Here is a 16,758-nt window from a genome sequence, read left to right as displayed (position 1 = left end):
TTTAATATTATTGAGTGGCACATGTCACATTACAATGAGTGGAGAACAAAATGGCTTGGAATGAACCGGGGAATAATGATAAAGACCCCTGGAAAAATAAAGGTGGCAAGAACCAAGGGCCACCAGACTTAGATGAACTACTAAATGATTTAGGTAAAAAAGTGACCGGAATTTTTGGTGGGAAAACATCTAATGGTGGATCGGGTTCAGGTAAAAGCTTTTCGAGTATTGGGTTAACCATACTACTGATTATTGGTCTTGTGGTTTATACCTTTAGCGGTTTCTATACGATTAAAGAAGCTGAGAAAGGTATAGTGTTACGTTTTGGTGAATACGCAGGAACAGTTGATCCTGGTATTAACTTTAAGTGGACATTTATTGACAGAATTATTCCCGTTGATATGCAAAGCACACGTGATTTACCTGCATCAGGGTTTATGCTGACGCAAGATGAAAATGTTGTACGTGTTGACATGCAGATTCAGTATCGTGTTGTTAATGCAAGAGATTATGTATTCAGTGTTACAAATGCTGATGATAGCTTAAGCCAATCGCTTGATAGTGCACTTCGCTATGTTGTCGGTCATGCCAAAATGGATGACATATTAACTAGCGGTCGTGAACAAATACGTCAATCAGTCTGGGAAGAGTTAGAGAAAATAATTGAACCATACCACCTTGGTTTGATTATTGTAGATGTTAACTTTAAGGACGCACGTCCGCCTAATGAAGTGAAAGATGCTTTTGATGATGCTATCGCTGCACAAGAAGATGAAATTCGTTTCTTAAGGGAAGCTGAAGCCTATGCGCGTGGAATTGAACCAAGAGCTCGTGGTCGAGTTAAACGTATGGAGCAAGAAGCTATTGCTTATAAAGAGCAAACAGTCTTAGATGCACAAGGTGAGGTGGCTCGTTTTGAGAAAATATTACCGGAATATCATGCTGCACCAGATGTAACAAGAGAGCGTTTATATCTTGCGACAATGGAAAGAGTTTATAGTAACACCAGTAAAGTGATGGTTGATGTTGAAGGTGGTAATAACATGATGTATTTACCGCTGGATAAAATTATTCAACAGCAACAACCTGCTTCACGTTCTAGTAACCAATCATATTCACCGGTTTCTACTTCAAGTGGTAGCGTAAATACTTCACCTTCATCATCGACTTCAGGTCGTACTGATAGATTTAACAGTGGGAGAAACTAAGTAATGAAGAATTTTTCCATTGCAGTTATATCGTTTCTATTTGTATTAGTAGTTTCGTCAGTTTTTATCGTTTATGAAGGACAACGAGGTATTGTATTTCAATTCTCAAAAATTAAGCGTGATTCAGTCACTGATGAAATGATGATTAAAGAGCCTGGTTTGCACTTTAAAATTCCATTAATTGAATCGGTTAAAAAACTTGATGCACGTATTCAAACATTAGATGAAGCACCAGATCGTTTTGTTACGGCTGAGAAAAAAGATTTAATGGTTGATTCATTTGTGAAGTGGCGCATTGTTGATTTTCCTACCTACTATTTACGTACTTCTGGCTCAGTTGATAATGCTCGTGCCTTATTAAAACAAAAGGTAAATAACGGTTTGCGTACCGAGTTTGGTAATAGGACTATTAAAGAAATAGTGTCTGGCGATCGTGATGCAATTATGGCACAAGCGTTAGCAAGTGCTGAGAGTAGCCGAGCTGATCTAGGTATTGAAGTTGTTGATGTTCGTATTAAAGCAATTAACTTACCTACAGAAGTCAGTAACTCAATCTATGACCGTATGCGTGCAGAGCGTACTGCCGTAGCAAAAGAGCATCGTTCTCAAGGTCAAGAACAAGCAGAAATCATCAGAGCAACTATAGATGCTAAAGTGACTATTATGTTAGCTGAAGCTCAGAAGGATGCGTTTACTATTCGTGGTGAAGGTGATGCCCTTGCAGCGAAAGTTTACTCTGATGCTTATAAGAAAGATGCCGAGTTTTATAGCTTCTTTCGAAGCTTAGAAGCGTACGAGAAAAGCTTTAGTAGTAAAAGTGATGTGATGGTTGTTAAACCTGATAGTGAGTTCTTCCAGTACCTCAAAGATGGTATGAAGCCGAAGAAGTAACTTTTACATTAAAATTAGTGTTAAAAGCCAGCATTTTTGCTGGCTTTTTTATTGATGAAATATTAATAATACTTTCAGTTAAGATTTTTGAAGGAGTAAATATGAAGACCTATAAAAAAAGCTTATTAATGGCAATGTCTGTCATAATGGCGTTCGCAGTGAACGCAGCAGAAGCACCATTAGTTTCTATTCCGACCCATGATGACTTCTTTGATAATATCGCTAAGCATTGTGGTAAAGCATATCAAGGCAAAGTTACTGTTGATAATGCACCAAGTAGTAGTTTTTCTGAAAAAAAACTGGTTATGCACGTGAGAAAATGTAGCGAAAAACAGCTGCAAGTGCCTTTTCATGTGGGTGATGATGCGTCAAGAACATGGTTGCTTACCAAAACAGGCTCAGGCTTATCGTTAAAGCATGATCACAGACATAAAGATGGTAGTTCAGATAAATCTACTATGTACGGTGGGCATACTATTGATGCGGGTTGGTCACATGTTCAATCATTTCCTGCAGATCAATATTCAAAAGAATTATTTGTGAAACACGCGATCCCACAATCGGTAGGTAATACATGGCAAATGTTTATTTATAAAGATAAGTTTACTTACCGCTTAATTAGACAAGGCCGAGAGTTTCGTGTGGATTTTGATTTAACACAGCCGATAAATCCACCGGAAGCGCCATGGGGCTATCGTTAAAAATCTAATTATAAATTTAATTTAGGTAAGTTATTCACTTTATTGTGCATTTTTTTTAAGCAGAAAAAATGCACAACTTTTGCTTGGACTCATATTTGATTTTTGCTAAAATCCCCGCCTAATTTTCTTTTGAAATAGTAAACATGGGCAAAAACGTAGTAGTTCTAGGAACCCAATGGGGTGACGAAGGTAAAGGTAAGATTGTAGACTTACTAACCGATAAAGCTAAATATGTAGTTCGTTATCAAGGCGGCCACAATGCAGGCCACACACTTGTTATTAACGGTGAAAAAACCGTATTGCATTTAATTCCTTCTGGCGTTTTACGTGATAATGTAAAATGTTTAATTGGTAATGGCGTAGTATTATGCCCGAAAGCTCTTATGGCTGAAATTACCATGCTAGAAGCAAAGGGAGTTCCTGTTAGAGAACGCCTTTTAATTAGTGATGCATGTCCTTTAATTCTTCCATACCATAATGCGTTAGACGCAGCACGTGAAGTTGCACGTGGTAATAAAGCCATTGGTACAACGGGCCGTGGTATAGGTCCAGCGTATGAAGACAAAGTTGCTCGTAGAGGGTTACGCGTAGGGGATTTATTCTGTGCGGAATCATTTGCAGCGAAACTAAAAGAAATTGTTGAATATCACAACTTCTCATTAGTTAACTACTACAAAGTAGAACCAGTAAACTATGAAGAAGTACTTGCTGATGCAATGGCGGTAGCAGAAATAATCAAAGCGATGACTGCTGATATTTCAGAAATCTTAGATCAAGCACGTAAAGATGGTGAATCAATTATGTTTGAAGGTGCTCAAGGTACACTTCTAGATATTGATCACGGTACTTATCCTTATGTTACTTCATCAAATACAACCGTAGGTGGTGTTGCAACAGGTTGTGGTTTTGGTCCTCGTAATTTAGATTATGTTTTGGGTATTACTAAAGCTTATACAACACGTGTTGGTTCAGGCCCTTTCCCAACTGAACTTGATGATGAAATTGGTCATCATTTAGGTACTGTTGGACACGAGTTTGGTGCGACAACAGGTCGTGAACGTCGTTGTGGTTGGTTTGATGCCGTTGCAATGCATCGTGCTATACAAGTTAATAGCATTACTGGTTTTTGCTTAACTAAGCTTGATGTATTAGATGGTTTGAAAACATTAAAAATCTGTACGGGTTATAAAACCGAATCAGGCGATGTGATTACTGTTCCACCAACAGCGGCAGAAGGTTATGAGAAAATCACTCCTGTCTATGAAGAAATGCCAGGTTGGAGTGAAAGTACAGTTGGCGCAACATCTGTTGATGCTTTGCCAAGTAATGCTCTAGCTTATATAAAGCGTATTGAAGAGCTAACCGGCGTACCCGTTGATATTATTTCAACAGGTCCAGATCGCGTAGAAACAATTATTAAAGTAAATCCATTTGCTTAATAAGTTTTAAGTATTTATTAAAACCCAGCATTAGCTGGGTTTTTTTTTACTTAAAATATTAAATAAAAACTGTTCCACTTATTTAAATAATTCATATTCCATTACAAGTAGTTATTTTATAAGGGCTTGAGCTATATTCTTGTTACTTTCAATTCGCTAGCTAGTCTTACCAGATGGCATGGTCATTTCGTTGTATAATATTGCGCTTAATAGTCACTATTAAGAAAATTAATAGGTAATTTGCTAAGTATAAGGTTACATTCTTTATAGCTTACAGCAATTGTATATAGATAAATGGCCTTTTATGGGCTCAGACTTTTACAATACCATATAAACATAACAATAATAGCTTAGAGCATAAGCAGTCGATACGATCTAACTGACCATAACATTAACGCATTAGGAAAACACCATGACAGATTTACGTCAACAAGCTTTAGATTATCACTCTTCACCAACGCCAGGAAAGATCAGCGTTCAATTAACAACAGCTGCTGAAACGAGTGAAGATTTGTCTTTAGCTTATAGTCCCGGTGTCGCAGAGCCTTGCAGAGAAATAGCAGAAAATCCTGATGATGTTTATAAGTACACGGCAAAAGGTAATACCGTTGCCGTAATAAGTAATGGTACCGCAGTATTAGGACTTGGTAATTTAGGTCCAATGGCATCAAAGCCAGTTATGGAAGGTAAAGCATTATTGTTCAAGCGCTTTGCTAACATTGACTCGTTCGATATTGAAGTAAAGCATAAAACAGTGGAAGAATTTGTTAATACGGTAGCCAATATAGCTGACAGCTTTGGTGGAATTAACTTAGAAGACATTAAAGCGCCTGAGTGTTTTGCAATTGAGAAAGCCCTAATTGAACGTTGTCGAATCCCAGTTTTTCATGATGATCAACATGGCACAGCGATCGTTACGGCAGCAGGCTTAATGAATGCCCTAGATATACAGGGTAAAGATATAAACCAATCTAACATTGTTTGTTTAGGTGCTGGTGCTGCTGCTATTGCCTGCATGGAATTATTGATTAAATGTGGTGCTCAGCGTGAAAAAATTTACATGCTTGATTCAAAGGGAATTGTTCATACACGCCGTGACGATTTAAATGACTATAAAAAACTATTTGCCAATAATACCGATAAACGAACATTAGATGATGCGATTAAAGGTGCAGATGTTTTTGTTGGTGTTTCTGGTCCAAATTTATTAAAGCAAGAACAAGTAAAATTGATGGCAGATAATCCAGTAATTTTTGCTTGTTCGAATCCAGATCCTGAAATTAAGCCAGAATTAGCATTGGCAGCGCGTGATGACTTAATTATGGCTACTGGACGTTCAGATTATCCAAACCAAGTTAATAATGTTTTGTGTTTTCCGTTTATTTTCCGTGGTGCATTAGATGTTCGTGCTAGAACGATTAATGATGAAATGAAAGTTGCTGCAGTACATGCTATTCGTACATTAGCTAAAGAGCCTGTGCCAGAAGAGGTATTAATTGCTAGTGGCGAGAAAGAATTATCGTTTGGTAAAGATTATATTATTCCAAAGCCAATGGATTCTAGGCTTTGCGGTGCTGTTGCAAAAGCTGTAGCAAAAGCAGCGGTTGATTCAGGAGTTGCTGCCTTAGATTTACCTGCAAACTATATGGAATAAGTTTATAGTCAACAACAGTTTGACTCATGAAAGTTAAATACTTTTTACTAAAGCCACAATATTTCAATATTGTGGCTTTTTTTATGGTTGAAAAATATGGCTGAGAAAGGCGAGGTATATTTTAACACGTACTCTTTTAGGTATTATTTCATCAGGTTATTCTTTATGATGATTAGCATATAGAATTGATTGAAAAACAAAGGAATATTATTAATGGGTGTTTTTACATCACATAAGAAATGGAGAATATTCAGCCTTGCTATTGTGCTAGGTTTATTGGGTTGTACAAGCGCCGAACATGAGGCGGCACTTGTTGACTATGAAAAAGCTCTTGCTGCCAAAAATATTGAAAAGATTGTTGTAGCATTAACTCAGTTAAATGAAATATCGCCTACGGAGTATGGTAAAGCATTTGAACGTGCTAACAAAGCGAGTAAGGCATATAACAAAGCGATAGCATTACAACTATCTGGTGAGGATTACCAAGCATATTTATCGAGTCATAGAGCTTATAGAGCTTGGCCAGCACAAGATAGTAAAGCAATGCTAGTCATGACAGGAAAAAAAGTTGAGTGGCTTTTGGCTGTTGAGAAAAACCTCAAGAAATCATATGACTTGTTACCTAGAAACATTTCTATCTTATTAGATAAATATCAGAATAAAAGTGTTACAGACTGGGATTTGATCACCATTAATCAATATTTAGAGCAATTAGGTAAAAGCTCCCGAGCCTTAACGAAAGCACTCAAGTTGATTGATGAAAAGGAAAGCTCACATTTGATACTTGACGAAAATGGTTGGTATCAAGGCATCAATGAACAGCAAAAAAGAGTAAAGGGCTTAAGTGAACACTTAATTAACATTGCTCAGTATCATAGCGCAGATGAATTGTGGAAATTAAATAGCCATTTGGTAGATAAGAGTAAGGCACTGTTATCCCAGGTTGAATCAAACCTCGCACAAGCGGAGATGAAAGTTCGCTTTCAAAAGGCTAAAGAACAGTATTTACCATTTACCACCTTAATAGAGAACTTATCGTTTGCTAGTGCATTAGGTAACGGCAATAGACATGCCAAGTGGTATGTAAATTGGAGTAATGTTGAGCTGCAAGTCTTTACTTTAAATGAGCCCATTGAGCAACACATCCAACAAAATACCTCGACAGTAAAACTTATAGAATCCTATAGACAGTTGAGTATGCTCGTTAAGCCAAACATAGATGAAAAATTAGTAAATCAACAACAATTTATGGCTGTATATCCTTCGATTAGCTCGCTGTTAATAAAACTCAACCAAGATAAAACCTTAATTAGTTATGGTCTATCTACTTCTCAATATAATAGGTAAAGGATTATTTATGATTAATCTTTTTAAGAAATTACAGACTAACGTATTGGCAATTTTTATATTTACCGTAGGTTTTCCTGTATACGCTTCTGACTCCTTTCCCTCTATTTTAAATTATTATCCTTTATCTGATTATCAAGTAATAAAAAGCTACACCGCAAAAAAGAAAACCAAAGAACCCTATGATATTAAGACCACGCAAGCGCTTATCAAGAAGCTTAAAAATAAAGGCGCATCGATTGGTGCTGATGCGGTGATTATTATTGAAAAAAAAGTTAAGAAAACACTCAACTCTGCGAAATCCTATGGCCATAGACAAGATGGTATCTCTGAGTTCTATGTTAGCTATGAAGCAGAGCTAATAAAGTATTCACAAGGTGATGTTAAATTGAGTTCACGAGCGACACCCTATAATGAAAAGGGCTATAAACAAGTGAAATCAGTCATCACTACTGCTCGCATAAAAACTAAATTTGTCTTCAAGCCACCAGTAAAACCCAAATTGCATCGCCCTGAAGTACTGACCAATGAAGTCTCTGCGATAAAGGGTATATATGGTTTGACAATTTCTTCGACCTACGAAGAAGTAAGAGAAACACTGGGAGATCCAAGTGTGGAATTACAAGTATCCACGGATGAGTTAATTTTAGGCTATGGTCGGAGCCATTGGTTTCATTTTAAGAATAATGAAGTTGTAAAGGTTCAAACCCGTATAGCACCATTATCAACAACCTTATTAAATGAAATTCCACTATTAGATTTTTATGATGATAAGGTCTGGTTCGTGAATGGAGCTATAGAACGTAATGCCTCGCTGACGAAAGTTAAAGAAGTTTTGGGCTCTGACTTGGCATTAAACAATAAGAACCAGATTATAGTTAAAGAAGATAACGCTACCTTGATTTTGCATTTTGATTACAGCATAGATCATGAAACCAATAAGAAGCACTTTTATCTAAGTGACTTTACTTTGCAATCGAGTGAGCACCTGCCAGCAAAACTTCAAGCTTCCTCCCAAAGAGAAGCGCAATTTGATGCAATTAGTGGTGTTTATGCAAAGTTGCAAGCAGAAAGTGGTATTGATGCTAAGTTGTTAGAAAGCCAACTTGGTAACCCTGTCGGCAGAATTTATAAATCAGCGAGTCATTTTTTAACGCTTTTTAATTCAAATTTATATGTAGAAACAAAGCGTGAAGATATTAGGTCAATTAGTTTTGTTGAAGAAGTGTTTGCTCAGCAGGTTAGCAGAGAATTAGATATACCTTGGTACTTGAATGAATTTAAGCAAGATGGAAAGTTAGACGAAATGCGTCAAAAATTTCCAATTGAAGCGTTTGAATTAGATAATGAAGTCAGCATTGATACCGATAATTACCAAGTAACACTATATTTTGAAGAATCTAAAGGAGCAAGCAGGTTGTATGAAGCGAAGCTGGTAATTTATTAATGGTTGGTTGACTGTGAGTCTAAGCTAATAAATATTGGGCCATAATTGGCCCATTTTATTTTTTACACTCTAAAGGTTGAGTCAATGTCGTTAAAATAACTTCTTCGTCAATAAACTGAACTTGATACAGGATTTGATATTGGTTTTCTTTAAACTGCTCTAACGGCTGGCCGCTCAGATATTCGGCAATCATAGGTGTTGTATCACTATGGCCTACCACTAACGTGTTTTCTCTATTTTGTTTTAACTCCATCATTATTTGAGTTAAAAACCTTGGGTTGTAGTTTTTTATCGATATCCTTTCTTGCAGTGATAAAGGTAATGCAGTTTGCATAGTACGTTGATAGGTCGTGCTATAAATTTGTTTAATATCTGCAGAAGATAATAATGTTGCTAACTGTTGAGCTCTTACTTTTCCACAACCCGTTAACGAGGGGTTTTTATCACTCTGGCTATTTTCTTTCTCGGCATGCCTGGTCAAGTAAATACTAAAATTATCAGCGGCAAAACTACTTGCCGAAGCAAGCATGCCTAAACTTATCAATACTGCTTTGTAAGTCATATGTTTTTACAGCCTATTAATTATACTATAAACAAATTTTTAACATATATTAAACGTGATGATCAATGGTTTTTATTAATAAATTTTGTATTAATTTTCAATAATAAAGATAACCAAAGAAAATAACGGCTGATTAAAATACCAGCAAATTAAAAAAGAGGGAGTGAGTAGTTAATAATGCAAATACGACTTTATGGTAAAGAAGTAGCACTATACAGTGCTACTTCCATCTATATAGAAAGGCTAAAATAACCTATTAAGTCCGTTTAATGCCGCAACACGAAATGCTTCTGCCATAGTCGGGTAGTTAAAAGTAGTATTCACAAAGTATTCAATATTATTACCACCATTTTTTTGCTGCATAATTGCCTGACCAATGTGGATAATTTCTGCAGCATTTTCACCAAAACAGTGAATTCCTAGAATTTCTTTAGTATCACGATGAAAAAGAATTTTTAACGAGCCGACAACACTATTAGTAATTTGTGCACGCGCTAAATGCTTAAATTGCGAACGACCAACTTCATAAGGAATTTTTGCTTCAGTTAATTCTTGCTCTGTTTTACCAACGGAACTAATCTCAGGGATGGTGTAAATACCTGTAGGAATATCTTCAATAAGCTTGGCTGTACTTTGGTTATCAATCATCGCAGAGGCTGCTAACCTACCTTGATCGTACGCTGCGCTAGCTAAACTTGGATAGCCAATAACATCACCAACGGCATAAATATTACTCACGGTAGTTTGGTATTGGTCATTGACTTTAAGTTGTCCACGACCGTCAGCTTTTAACCCTGCATTTTGTAAATTTAAATCGGCAGTATTACCCGTTCGACCGTTAGCAAATAATAAACAATCGGCCCGCATTTTCTTGCCAGACTCTAAATGTACAATAACCGCATCGTCATTAGCTTCAACCCGTTCAATTTGTTCGCCATGTCTAATAACTACGCCGTTATTCCATAAGTGATAACTGAGAGAATCTGACATTTCATCATCAAGAAAAGATAGCAACCTATCGCGGGTATTAATAAGGTCTACTTTGACACCTAATCCACGAAAAATAGAGGCATATTCACTACCAATAACACCTGCACCATAAATGATGATAGAGCGAGGGTCATGCTTAAGTGACAAAATGGTATCAGAGTCATAAACACGTGGGTGGTTAAAATCAATATCAGCAGGTTTATAAGGTCTTGAACCCGTGGCGATAACTATTTGTCGAGCTGATAATTCATCGACAGAGGCATCATCTTTCACAATTTTTAACGTATGCTCATCAATAAAAGAGGCTTCACCCACAATATGCTCAACACGGTTTCTGTCGTAGAAACCACTGCGTAATTGCACTTGTTTATGAATAACAGAAGATGCATGTTTCAAAATGTCAGGGAAGGTTAAATGCTTAGCTTTTTCGTGACCACGAAAGAGAGGGTTTGAGTTATAATCAATTAGTCGGCTGACGCTTTGGCGGAGTGCTTTTGAAGGAATAGTGCCCCAGTGGGTACAACCACCACCAACATCCTTGTGACGCTCTACAATAGCAACCTTCTTATACTTTTTAGCAAGCTCCATTGCGGTTCCTTCACCGCCAGGGCCAGTGCCAATGATTATGACATCGTAATCGTAGTTAGCATTCTTTTTTTTTGGGTTAGCACTTTTCTTTGTCAAAATTTACACCTCAAATCCTACAGTTATGAAAAATTTTAGCAGGATTTGAGCATAAGTTAACTGTTTTTAAACAAGGTTTGCTGTGATAAGTTGCCAACAGCGTCGTTGTTCAACTAATTTTTGCTTGACTTCATTGTACTGAGCTAGCAATTCAGAATTTTCAACATCATTGATAACCTGTTCTTTTTTAGCTTGAAGCAAAGCTTTTCTAACCTGATAGAAAGCATTTATTTTCACAATGAGTGCATCGTACTCTTGCTGAAGCTTTAAACGCAGTTTTTCAGCGTCGGGGTGATTAATGAGTTTTTTCTGACTGCGTTTTAACATCATTGCTAGGCGCATCTTTTCAATTTTATCTTCAGGGCTTGTACGTAACTTAGAGGTTAAACCAAGCCACTGACAAGACTTAATTAACCATTTTGTTGGATCGAATTGCCACCAACGAATGCCATTTCGATAATCATTTTCAAAAATATGATGGAAGTTATGGTATCCCTCACCGAAAGTAAGAAAAGCTAAAAAGCCATTATCTCTTGCGGTATTTTTATCAGTATAAGTTTGCTTACCCCAAATATGTGCTAATGAGTTGATGAAGAAAGTCGTGTGATGACTAAGTACTAAGCGTAAAAAGCCCACGAGTAATAAGCTATTAATGAGATTGCCATGCCACAACCCAAAAGCAATGGGAACACCAAAATTCATAACTAAACTCAACAAAATGTAATGTTTATGTTGCCACATGACAATGGCATCTTTTTGCAGATCACGTGCATTATTGTAATCACTATAGCGGTGAGCCTGATACTCTCTACACATCCAGCCAATATGGGAATACCAAAACCCCATCTTTGCGGAATAAGGATCTTTATCGTTATTGTCTACATGCTTATGATGAACTCTGTGATCGGAAGACCAATGCAATATACTGTTTTGCAATGCAAATGCGCCACCTAATGCGAAAAGCAGTCTTAAACTCCAATGAGCTTGGTAAGTTTTATGTGACCATAATCTATGATAGCCCGCTGTAATTGACATACCGCAATAAATAAAACAAATAAGGGCAAAGCTCATTTCCATGGCATCGAAGCCATGCGTGTAAGCTCGGTAGGGAACACCGATAGCAGCAACAAGGAAGGTCACTACAAATATCGTTACGTTAAGCCAAATAATAGCGGGTTTTTTCATGCTCTTTCCACAAGTCGTTGCTTTAAAAAATAAGCGTACACGTGTACACCGTTTTATAGTTTAACGATGTTGTCTGACCAGTCAAGGGGTTTATCAAAAAAATCAAAAAGTCTATGTAACTGACTTTTAATTTTGATTGCCTTATTATAGTAAAGAAATTGTTTTTAAGAGAATTATGAAATGAGCGGTGTTAGAGCCCAACAAAAAGAAAAAACGCGTCGCCAATTAATTGATGCTGCTTTGAATCAATTAAGTCCTCAACGTAGCTTTTCGAGTTTAAGTTTACGCGAAGTCGCTAAAGAAGCAGGCTTAGCGCCAACTTCATTTTATCGTCATTTTACTGATATGGATGAGCTTGGGTTAACGTTAGTTGATGAAGCCGGATTAACCTTAAGGCAGTTAATGAGACAAGCTAGACAACGCATTGCAAAGGGTGGCTCAGTTATTCAAATATCTGTAGAAACATTCATGGAGTTCATTGAAAGTAATGGTAATATTTTTAGACTTTTATTAAGGGAGCGTTCTGGGACTTCTGCAGCGTTTCGAGCCGCGGTTTCTCGAGAAATTCGATATTTCACATTAGAGCTGTGTGATTATTTGCAACAAGCAAATAAGTTAGATGCAGATATCGCCTATTTACAAGCCAATGCAGCGGTAACTATTGTATTTAGTGCAGGATCTGATGCATTAGATGTCGATGATAAGTCTGAGTTAAAACAGTTATCAATTAGAACTATTCAACAGCTACGATTTATTGCAAGAGGCGCGGCTGATTTAAGCAGCCGCAGAAAAGCGGGTAAAGAATAAAACTTACCTTCGTGTCAAAATGATTCCTGTTTCAACATGATGAGTGAAAGGGAATTGATCAAATAAAGCAAATTTTTCAACCTTATGGCTTGAAATCAGCTGACTAAGATTTTGTTTTAATGTTTCAGGATTGCAAGAGATATAGATTATTTTGTTGAATTGTCTAACAAGCTCGACACTGTCAGGGTCAAGACCTGCCCTTGGAGGATCGACAAGTACAGTGTCATAGCTATATTGAGTTAAGTCAAACCCCTCTAATCGACGAAATTGCCTTTCACCATTCATTGCTTGGCTAAATTCTTCACTCGACATTCTAACAATATCAATATTTGAGATATTATTAGCTTTAATATTAATTTGAGCAGACTTAACTGAGGTCTTAGAGATCTCTGTTCCTAACACGCGATCAAAATTCTTTGCTAGAGCAATACTGAAATTGCCATTACCGCAATAGAGCTCTATTAAATCACCAGCTGCATTTTCTGTTGCTTCTTGTGCCCAAAGTAACATTTTTTGATTAACTTTAGCATTAGGCTGAGTAAAGCTGTTTTCCACTTGCTGATAAACATAGGTATCATCACCAACCTTGAGTGATTCCATGACGTAATCTTTCTCTATGATGACTTTCTGTTTTTTTGCTCGGCCTATAATATCTACAGGCGCGATAGAGGATAATAGAGTTTTAAGTTGTTTTGCAGCAAGCTCCCATGCTTCATCTAATGGCTTGTGATAGAGCAAACTAATTAGTAACTCACCACTGAGTGTTGCTAAAAAATCAACTTGAAATAGCTTGAAGCGCAAAGTAGGCTGATCTTTAATAGCTTCTAATAACGCTTTCATCCCTTGGTTTATTAAAGTGCTAGCGACAGGAAACTCATCCACTCTAAATTTTTGTTTAGTTTCACTATTAAACATAATGTAATAAAGATCATCACCTTCATGCCATACCCGAAACTCTGCACGTTGCCGGTAATTCATAGGTTCAGAGATATAAACTTCTGCATCAGGTAAAGAAAATTCTTTGAATAATTCAGTCATTTCGTTTTGTTTTTCAACGAGTTGTTCTGTGTAATTATCAGGGTGGATATGACTGAACATAAGTATTCCTTAATACAGGGACGATTTATAATAAAAATAAAGGCGCAAATTTTACTCTTACCTTAGTTTTTGTCTAGGTTTTTCTTTGGGACTTGTGTTCTCGAACTCTTTAATTATATAGGCTTAAGATAGACTGCTATACTCAAGTTTTAAAAGGGATGGCCGATAAATAATTACTGGCGATAAGGCACTGCAAGGTGATTATGATGACAAACGTAAATAAACTAAATAATGAAGCAAGTATAGCGAATAGCATTCACTCGCCGAAATTAAAAAAACATCCCCATAGTAATCAAACTGTTAGTAATAATGAAATAAACAAGGCAGACAATTTAAAGGAGCTGATGGTCAACCATAAAAACAGCATTTCTGCTAAATTAGTTTTGCAAAGTATTTCTGCCCACCTTTCATTTACACGCTCTTCTACATCTTCATCACAAAAATCTGTATATCAAGAACTCGCAAATGTAGATTTACAAAAAGCTGAGAAAGAAAGTGATGCTAATTCTTTGTTTGATTTTGAGCTGGTAGCAGAAAATGTTATGAGTTTTATTAGTCAAAGTATTATGACGGCAAAAGAAAATGGTGCAAATGAAGAAAAGCTTAGCACTATGTTTGATCAAGCCCATAAAGGCGTAGATATTGGTGTTGGAGATGCATTAAAAGAACTAGAAGAGATGACTATACTTGATGACGAACTTTCTCAAGGAATAGCAAAAAGTCAGGAACTCATTCACCAAGGAATTGATAAACTTTCCGAAAGTATTCTTACTCGCAATGACGATGATGTTAAAAAAGAATTTCTTGATAACTCAATCAGCCAATCCTTTAATAGCAGTGATTTATCAATTGTCACAGCGGACGGTGACAATGTTATTATAAAGTTCGAGCATTTAATGGCGAATCAGCAAAGCCGATATATTGGTGATAATAAAAGTATTGAACAGCAGTTTAGTTATCAAGAAGTGAACTTTAGCTTTGAAGTGCAAGGTGAGTTAGACGATCAAGAGAGACAATCAATAGAACAATTGGTGTTAGATGTTGCCAAATTGCAAAAAGATTTCTTCTCTGGTGATTTAACCTCAGCATTAGAAAAGGCCCAAGAACTCAATTTTAATGCAGAAGAAATTTCAAGTCTCAATCTTCAGTTATCCATGATAAATAGTAATGTTGCCAGTAGAAAATATACCGATGTTTCAAATATTGCCGATAAAGAAAAAGCAGAAGAAAAACAGGCTACAGCGAATAAAATGAAACCGGTAATAGACTTTGTTGAACAATTTAAAAAAATCGAAGAAAGAGCAGAAAAGATATTCTCAAAAGATTATAGCCAAATTAAACAATTTTACGATGGTATTTTAAAAGCAGGCCTAGTTGCCAAAAACGAAGAAACTACAAATACTATGTTAACGAAATGGCATGAAGTCGTTGATAAGCTAATATCAAATACATAGCAATAAAAAAGCCACATACTTGTGGCTTAAAATTATGCATCTAGAGTAATAACTAACTCTATTAATTATTATCAGTTCGCTCAGGGCGTTCTTTAGCTTCACGTACTTTCAGTGTTCGTTGTTGAAACTCTGTATCATTCAATGCTGATATTGCATTGTCTAGATCGCTTGCGGCCATTTCCACAAAGCCAAAGCCTCGGCGTTTGCCAGTATGCTTATCCTTCATTAATCTAACAGATTGTACTGTACCATGTTCAGAGAACAATTCTCTAACTACAGCCTCATTAGCTCTATACGGTAAGTTACCAACATATAGTGTTTTAATTTCTTCATTTGAGTCGTTTGAATCTGAAGCATCGTTAGTTCTTGAGTTACTACTTATTAGAGTAGCAACAATAGCGCTAACAAAAACAAATACTGCAACTAAAAGGGGAGTAATAGCTATAGATGTTGAAATGATATAGCTGATAAGTGCAAATACAGCAGCAATGATAACTGTTAATATTTGGGGAGATTTCATAATGAATACCTAATTAATTATTATTTTGTTTGAGATTTATATGAATTTGTTTAAAGCATGAGTAAACACAAATTGCGATTCTATGTTACCCAGCTTGAAATATTGTGCAACTATAAGTGTAAAAAACATGCAACTTTTAACCACCTTACGTGATAAATGGCCTTATAAAAAGTTAAATCCTTAGAAAGTTACCTAACAATCGGTGGTTTTGTGAACATTTTGATTCAAAAGTGTTCGAACGAATAAAAAGGATCAAATAGTGCTTGATCCTTTCGAAAATATCTCTAAAATGCGCCCCACTTCTGAGAGGTTCAGCTTAAACGAATCACCAACGGAGTGTTTTGCTAAGTTAAGTAGATCAAATATGAGATATTTAACTCAGTTAACGTTAAGGAGTGAGTTAAAAAATAAATCACTTTTTTATAAAAATAAACGTTGACATCGAAACTGGGAAGCGTACAATGCGCATCCGCTTCGAGGCAAAGCTTACGAAGTTCACTGATTAACGAATGCGATTAATCAGCGTTCCATACGGAACAAATTCTTTAACAATTAGTTATCATGCAATTTGTGTGGGCACTCACTCAGATGTTGATTTTACCTAGTCCATTGGACATAAAACAGCACTTTGATGAATGTCACACAGATAAATATATACTTATATATGTAATGCGATATCAACTTTTAGTTGGTATCACGACAGAATTCATTGAGCAGATGCTTCGGCATCACAAACGATTTTTTAATTGAAGAGTTTGATCATGGCTCAGA

Annotated in this window: 14 protein-coding genes; 9 read left to right on the top strand and 5 right to left on the bottom strand. The window is 36.4% G+C overall.

Translation table 11 applies throughout. The features are described 5' to 3' along the window. Positions 1-50 precede the first annotated feature (50 nt). The 7 genes from hflK to EPA86_RS08090 all read left to right on the top strand — a co-directional run bounded on the left by hflK (position 51) and on the right by EPA86_RS08090 (position 8,687). Entirely contained in the window at positions 51-1,208 is a 1,158-nt protein-coding gene (gene hflK, locus EPA86_RS08120; RefSeq protein ID WP_140602937.1) for an FtsH protease activity modulator HflK, read from the top strand. A gap of 3 nt (positions 1,209-1,211) precedes the next feature. Then, complete coding sequence (gene hflC / locus EPA86_RS08115) at positions 1,212-2,099, top strand: protease modulator HflC (protein WP_140602936.1); 888 nt, start codon at positions 1,212-1,214, stop codon at positions 2,097-2,099. A gap of 128 nt (positions 2,100-2,227) precedes the next feature. Continuing rightward, positions 2,228-2,800, top strand: coding sequence for a hypothetical protein (locus tag EPA86_RS08110; RefSeq protein ID WP_140603165.1), 573 nt, complete (start codon positions 2,228-2,230; stop codon positions 2,798-2,800). 143 nt (positions 2,801-2,943) lie between these two features. Beyond that, complete coding sequence (locus tag EPA86_RS08105; RefSeq protein ID WP_140602935.1) at positions 2,944-4,239, top strand: adenylosuccinate synthase; 1,296 nt, start codon at positions 2,944-2,946, stop codon at positions 4,237-4,239. Positions 4,240-4,651: 412 nt separating this feature from the next. Beyond that, positions 4,652-5,893, top strand: coding sequence for a malic enzyme-like NAD(P)-binding protein (locus EPA86_RS08100; protein WP_140602934.1), 1,242 nt, complete (start codon positions 4,652-4,654; stop codon positions 5,891-5,893). Positions 5,894-6,106: 213 nt separating this feature from the next. Then, the gene (locus EPA86_RS08095) at positions 6,107-7,240 is read left to right on the top strand and encodes a hypothetical protein (RefSeq protein WP_140602933.1); all 1,134 of its coding nucleotides are present in this window, start codon (positions 6,107-6,109) and stop codon (positions 7,238-7,240) included. A 10-nt stretch (positions 7,241-7,250) separates the two neighbouring features. Then, positions 7,251-8,687 carry a hypothetical protein gene (locus EPA86_RS08090; protein ID WP_140602932.1) on the top strand — a complete coding sequence of 479 codons (1,437 nt, stop codon included), beginning with the start codon at positions 7,251-7,253 and terminating at the stop codon, positions 8,685-8,687. Between the two features lie 55 nt (positions 8,688-8,742). Here the strand turns inward: EPA86_RS08090 and EPA86_RS08085 are convergent, their stop codons facing one another. The 3 genes from EPA86_RS08085 to EPA86_RS08075 form a co-directional block, all read right to left on the bottom strand. Further along, a complete protein-coding gene (locus EPA86_RS08085) occupies positions 8,743-9,249 on the bottom strand; it encodes a phosphoglycerate mutase family protein (RefSeq protein WP_246058311.1) in 507 nt (168 codons plus the stop codon). Positions 9,250-9,492: 243 nt separating this feature from the next. Further along, positions 9,493-10,923 carry a Si-specific NAD(P)(+) transhydrogenase gene (gene sthA, locus EPA86_RS08080; protein WP_140602931.1) on the bottom strand — a complete coding sequence of 477 codons (1,431 nt, stop codon included), beginning with the start codon at positions 10,921-10,923 and terminating at the stop codon, positions 9,493-9,495. A gap of 66 nt (positions 10,924-10,989) precedes the next feature. Beyond that, positions 10,990-12,108 (bottom strand): acyl-CoA desaturase, encoded by a 1,119-nt coding sequence (locus EPA86_RS08075; protein WP_140602930.1) that lies wholly within the window; start codon positions 12,106-12,108, stop codon positions 10,990-10,992. Between the two features lie 180 nt (positions 12,109-12,288). On the opposite strand from EPA86_RS08075, the gene fabR reads away from it, so the two are divergent. Further along, on the top strand, positions 12,289-12,915 hold the full coding sequence (gene fabR / locus EPA86_RS08070; protein ID WP_140602929.1) for an HTH-type transcriptional repressor FabR: 627 nt from the start codon (positions 12,289-12,291) through the stop codon (positions 12,913-12,915). Between the two features lie 3 nt (positions 12,916-12,918). On the opposite strand, the gene trmA is transcribed toward fabR, so the two are convergent. Continuing rightward, on the bottom strand, positions 12,919-14,013 hold the full coding sequence (trmA, locus tag EPA86_RS08065) for a tRNA (uridine(54)-C5)-methyltransferase TrmA (RefSeq protein ID WP_140602928.1): 1,095 nt from the start codon (positions 14,011-14,013) through the stop codon (positions 12,919-12,921). A gap of 206 nt (positions 14,014-14,219) precedes the next feature. Between trmA and EPA86_RS08060 the strand changes: the two genes are divergently transcribed. After that, positions 14,220-15,467 (top strand): DUF5610 domain-containing protein, encoded by a 1,248-nt coding sequence (locus tag EPA86_RS08060; RefSeq protein WP_140602927.1) that lies wholly within the window; start codon positions 14,220-14,222, stop codon positions 15,465-15,467. A gap of 61 nt (positions 15,468-15,528) precedes the next feature. Here EPA86_RS08060 and EPA86_RS08055 read toward each other — a convergent pair whose 3' ends face one another. Next, complete coding sequence (locus EPA86_RS08055) at positions 15,529-15,987, bottom strand: RNA recognition motif domain-containing protein (protein ID WP_140602926.1); 459 nt, start codon at positions 15,985-15,987, stop codon at positions 15,529-15,531. Positions 15,988-16,758 lie beyond the last annotated feature (771 nt).

This window comes from Litorilituus lipolyticus, from assembly GCF_006439335.1.
GTDB classification, from domain to species: Bacteria; Pseudomonadota; Gammaproteobacteria; order Enterobacterales; family Alteromonadaceae; genus Colwellia; species Colwellia lipolytica.
The sequence above is the reverse complement of the archived record's forward strand: the minus strand, read 5'-3'. Positions and strand labels throughout refer to the sequence as shown.

Bases quoted from the DNA above. Each gene is read 5' to 3' on its own strand.
- EPA86_RS08085 (WP_246058311.1), bottom strand. From the start codon at position 9,249: ATGACTTACAAAGCAGTATTGATAAGTTTAGGCATGCTTGCTTCGGCA.
- EPA86_RS08100 (WP_140602934.1), top strand. From the start codon at position 4,652: ATGACAGATTTACGTCAACAAGCTTTAGATTATCACTCTTCACCAACG.
- trmA (WP_140602928.1), bottom strand. From the start codon at position 14,013: ATGTTCAGTCATATCCACCCTGATAATTACACAGAACAACTCGTTGAA.
- EPA86_RS08110 (WP_140603165.1), top strand. From the start codon at position 2,228: ATGGCAATGTCTGTCATAATGGCGTTCGCAGTGAACGCAGCAGAAGCA.
- EPA86_RS08095 (WP_140602933.1), top strand. From the start codon at position 6,107: ATGGGTGTTTTTACATCACATAAGAAATGGAGAATATTCAGCCTTGCT.
- hflK (WP_140602937.1), top strand. From the start codon at position 51: ATGGCTTGGAATGAACCGGGGAATAATGATAAAGACCCCTGGAAAAAT.
- EPA86_RS08105 (WP_140602935.1), top strand. From the start codon at position 2,944: ATGGGCAAAAACGTAGTAGTTCTAGGAACCCAATGGGGTGACGAAGGT.
- fabR (WP_140602929.1), top strand. From the start codon at position 12,289: ATGAGCGGTGTTAGAGCCCAACAAAAAGAAAAAACGCGTCGCCAATTA.
- hflC (WP_140602936.1), top strand. From the start codon at position 1,212: ATGAAGAATTTTTCCATTGCAGTTATATCGTTTCTATTTGTATTAGTA.
- EPA86_RS08060 (WP_140602927.1), top strand. From the start codon at position 14,220: ATGACAAACGTAAATAAACTAAATAATGAAGCAAGTATAGCGAATAGC.
- EPA86_RS08055 (WP_140602926.1), bottom strand. From the start codon at position 15,987: ATGAAATCTCCCCAAATATTAACAGTTATCATTGCTGCTGTATTTGCA.
- EPA86_RS08075 (WP_140602930.1), bottom strand. From the start codon at position 12,108: ATGAAAAAACCCGCTATTATTTGGCTTAACGTAACGATATTTGTAGTG.
- EPA86_RS08090 (WP_140602932.1), top strand. From the start codon at position 7,251: ATGATTAATCTTTTTAAGAAATTACAGACTAACGTATTGGCAATTTTT.